Consider the following 4,123-nt stretch of genomic DNA (forward strand, 5'->3'; position numbering starts at 1 on the left):
CCCGATCAGCAGCAGAACGGCGGAGATCGCGCCGGCGATGGCCAGGTGTTCCAGATAGAACCCGTACCCGGCATGGGCGAGGATGGCCGATTTCCCGGTGGAGTTGTTCGCCGGCGCATCGTAGATCGCCCGCTGGAACGAGATGACCACCACCGCCATCGGGTTCAGCAGATAGACCCAGGTCCATTCGCCCAGCTGGTTCTGGATGAGACCAAAGGCATAGACCATCGGGTTGAGCCAGAACCAGGCGAGCAGGGCGACGTCGAGCAGGTGCGAGGTGTCGCGGTAGCGCACGTTGAGCGCGCTGACCAGCAGGGACATCGCGATGGTGAAGACCAGCGCCACCGCGCCCGCCGGCAGGAGCAGCAGCAGGTTCGGCCCGAGCAGGTGATAGCCGAGCCCAAGGATCACCACGAACAGCACCAGCAGCTGCAACAGGAAGTGCACGGCGGCGAAACCGACCGCGGACAGTGGCAGCACCGCCAGCGGGAAGCGCACCTTCTTGACCAGGTTCGCGTTCGCCACCACGCTTCCACAGGCCGAGGAGACGCTGCCGGAGAACGCGTTCCAGATCAGCATGCCGGACATCAGGTAGATGCCGAATCGTGGAATGCCGGACTTCAGCACGACCTGGAAGACGAAGGTGTACACGACCAGCAGCAGCATGGGGTTCGCCAGCGACCAGGCGAACCCCAGCGACGAGCCCTTGTACTTGACCTTCAGGTCCTTGCGGACCAGGTTGCGCAGCAGCTCCCAGCGGACCTTCGTCTGCGCCCGGCTGCGCCGGGCCAGACGACTCGGATCCGCGGCGTGGTTCGGCTCACCGTGCGGGGCGGGTGGCGGTGACGTCGTCACCGGACCCACAGCCGGCGCCGGAGCGTCAGCGAGATGTGACACAGCCTGTCCGCTCCTCACTGGACCCGACCAGCACGGCCCGACCCCTTCCTCCTGACCTGGCCCGGCACGTGGGCGACATGGTGGTAGGAGCACAACCATTGGTGAACGATGATGAAGCGTCCCGCATCCGGCCGGAAAACTGACGCTACCGTGCCACTGTCAGGAGCACGACGCCGCCTGTCCGGGGTGTCACCATCCGGTCCGGTGGTGGGCGGTCGAAGCGTGCTCCATAGTATCGATGGCGTCCATCTGGCTTCGGCCGGCTGATGCCGCTCGGGAATACTCGACGTGCGGTGTGCCGTCGAGGGCCACCCGGCAAAAGGCGGCCGCCCCCAGGGCCGCATGGAGGGGACGGCCGTGTTCACCGACGTCCGACTACGCGAAGTGTGGTCGCATCTGGAGTCGGGCGGGGCACAGGCCCTGACCCTGGACGTGTTCGACACTCTGCTCTGGCGCATGGTTCCCGAACCCACGCACGCGTTCCTGCTGCTGGGCCACCGGCTCGCCGACGCCGGGCACCTCCCGGCGAGTGTGTCCCCCGGCGAGTTCGCCCGGCTGCGGGTGCACGCCGAGCACCTCGCCCGGGTGCACGCGCACGAGACCCGCGGCACCCACGAGGTCCGCCTCGACGAGATCTGGCAGCTGCTGCTGCCGGCGCTGCCGGGTACCGCCGGCGTGCAGGACCTGATCGACGCGGAGGTCGCCGTCGAGCGCGAGCTGTGCCGGGCCGACCTCGCCGTCGTGGAACTCGCCGAACTCGCGATGACCAAACTCGGACTGCCGGTGTACCTGCTGTCCGACACGTACTTCTCCGCCGGCCAGCTCGAGCGGCTGCTGAACCGCCCGGAGATCGCCGGCGTGCAGTTCACCCGGATCTTCACCTCGTCGGACGCCGGGACGTCCAAGAGCGACGGGCTGTTCCAGCACATGCTGGCCGCCTCGAAGCTGCAGCCGTCCCGCGTCGTCCACCTCGGTGACCATCCCGTGGCCGACGTCGAGGGCGCCCGCGAGCACGGGCTCGTCGCCATCCACTACCCCAAGTACTCCGGTTCGCTGCGCCAGACCCTCGAACTCGAAGGGCTGCGCGGGCAGCCCGGGGACGACACCGCGATCGACCCCGTGGACGGCGACTACGGCATGACCGCCCTGCGCGCCCGGACGCTGCACCGCTCCGACGCGCTGGCCGTCCCCGCCGGGCTGCGGCGCTACTGGGAGACCGGCGCGACCGTGTTCGGCCCGGTCTTCGCCGGTTTCGCCGAATGGGCGGTGGAACGGGCCCGGGACTTCGGCGCCGACCACATCCACTGCCTGATGCGTGAGGGCGACTTCCTGTCCCGGCTGCTCGTCGACCCCGGTGAGGACATCGGGATCACCACGTCCACGGTGTGGGCGTCCCGGCAGGTGTGCGCGCTGTCGAACGTGTTCGAGGGCAGCCCGGAGGAGCTGAAGAGCTTCCTGGTCCGCCGGCACGCCCCCAGCGTCGGGCAGTTGCTGCGCCAGCTCGGCGTCCGGCTGGACAACGTCGCCGGCATCTCGGCGCTGGCCGAGCGCCGCCTGGACGTGCCCGGTCTGCTCGACGACACGCTCGAGGCCCTGTGCTCGGACGAGCGGATTCGCAGCGAGATCGTGCTCACCGCCACCCGCCTGCGCGAACGCTACGTCAACTACCTGGACAGCCAGCTGCCCGAGTCGGGGCGGATGGTCGTGCTCGACCTGGGCTGGGGCGGCACCATCCAGGCCCTGCTCGCCCGGCTGCTCGCCTCCACCGGGCGCCGGCTGGACATCCTCGGCCTGTACCTGGCGACGAACCAGGCGGCGCTGGTCCACCGGCTCGGCGGCCTCGAGCTCGAGGGCTACCTGGCCTCCGGCGGCCAGCCGGAGATGCTGGCCAACCAGCTCATGCGCAGCCCCGAGGTGCTCGAGCAGCTGTGCATGCCCGATGTGGGCTCGCTCGTCTCCTTCGACGAGATGAGCAACCCGGTGCTCAGCATCGACCGCACCTCACGCACCCAGGTCGCCCAGCGGGCCGCCGTCCAGGACGGCATCCTCGCCTTTCAGCGGGAATGGCTGCGTTACCGCCGCTCCGAGACGCCGATGCCGCCGCTGTCAGCCCCCGGGGCACGGCACGCCGGTCTGCGCACGCTGACCCGGTTCATCGCCCGACCGACCGCCGCGGAGGCTGCCGCGTTCGGGTCCTGGGCCCATGACGACAACTTCGGCTCGGATTCCAGCGAGGGTCTGCTGCCCCCGGAACTGGTACGGCGGATGCCCTACCTCACCCCGGCGGACGTCGACAAGATCTCCATGCGCGAGCTGTACTGGCCGGCCGGGGTCGCCGGGGTGGCGAACCGCCCGCTGGCGATCGTCGCCGGGCTCGCCGCCGCCGCGGGTGTTCCGTCCGAGGAGGTCTCACCCGAGGCCGCGGCCGGCCCGGTGGAGGTCTACGTCGACACCGGCGCGGACTTCGTCAACGGGACGAAGGACACCGCGATCACCCGTTCGGCCCGCGACGGCCTGTCGCTGGTACGGCTGCACGTGGACGCCGTGGGCGCCCGGCGGATTCGGATCGACCCGGCCGGCCGGCGCGGCCTGCTGCGCCTGGACTGGCTGACGCTGTCCTTCCACATCAACAACATCAGCGAGCCCTACAAGGTGACGATCACCTCGCTGGACGACCCGGCCCAGCAGCTCGCGCTGGTCGGTCTGCGACTGCTGCAACCCAACCTGGTCGAGATCGTCGGTGACGACCCGCAGTTCGTCTACACCATCGATCTGACGTCGCAGCCACAGCTCGCCGGGGTCTACGCTCTGGAGGTCGAGATGGCCTTCGGCTGGATGGGCATCCGCGGCGATCCGCTGGCACTGCCCGCGGCCGGTCCGGCCCGCGACGGGCTGCCGGTGCGGGCCGCCCGCAAGATCCGGCGCGAGCTGGGAGGACTGCGGTGACCGAACAGGCGGATCCCGCTCCCGACCCCGCCGGGGCCGGGCCGACCGCCGAAGGCGGCGAGCTGGCCCCGTCCCGGACCACCCGACCGCACGCCCACCAGGCTCCCGAACCATCGGTCTTTCAGGCCGCGGAGCCGGCGTCGGCCGAGGCCGACGAGCAGCCCGTACGCGGGCCGTTCGAGGTACGCGGCGGACCCGGGACGCCGCCACCAACCACGTCCACCGGCCCGTCCGCGTCCACCGGCCCGTCCGCGTCCACCGGCCCGTCCGCGTCCACCGG

General features: G+C 70.5%; 2 protein-coding genes and 1 pseudogene. 2 read left to right on the forward strand and 1 reads right to left on the reverse strand.

From position 1 onward, the window contains the following. Positions 1-855: ABC transporter permease (locus tag G6R24_RS18830; protein ID WP_225438726.1), on the reverse strand; the 855-nt coding region annotated here is incomplete at its 3' end. Between the two features lie 399 nt (positions 856-1,254). Between G6R24_RS18830 and G6R24_RS18835 the strand changes: the two genes are divergently transcribed. Next, entirely contained in the window at positions 1,255-3,843 is a 2,589-nt protein-coding gene (locus G6R24_RS18835) for an HAD family hydrolase (protein WP_163550521.1), read from the forward strand. Further along, positions 3,840-4,123 (forward strand): annotated as a pseudogene (locus G6R24_RS18840) (hypothetical protein); the annotation flags it as partial. The gene G6R24_RS18835 and the pseudogene G6R24_RS18840, both read left to right, overlap by 4 nt.

It is taken from the genome of Candidatus Frankia nodulisporulans (genome assembly GCF_902806475.1).
GTDB lineage: Bacteria > Actinomycetota > Actinomycetes > Frankiales > Frankiaceae > Frankia > Frankia umida.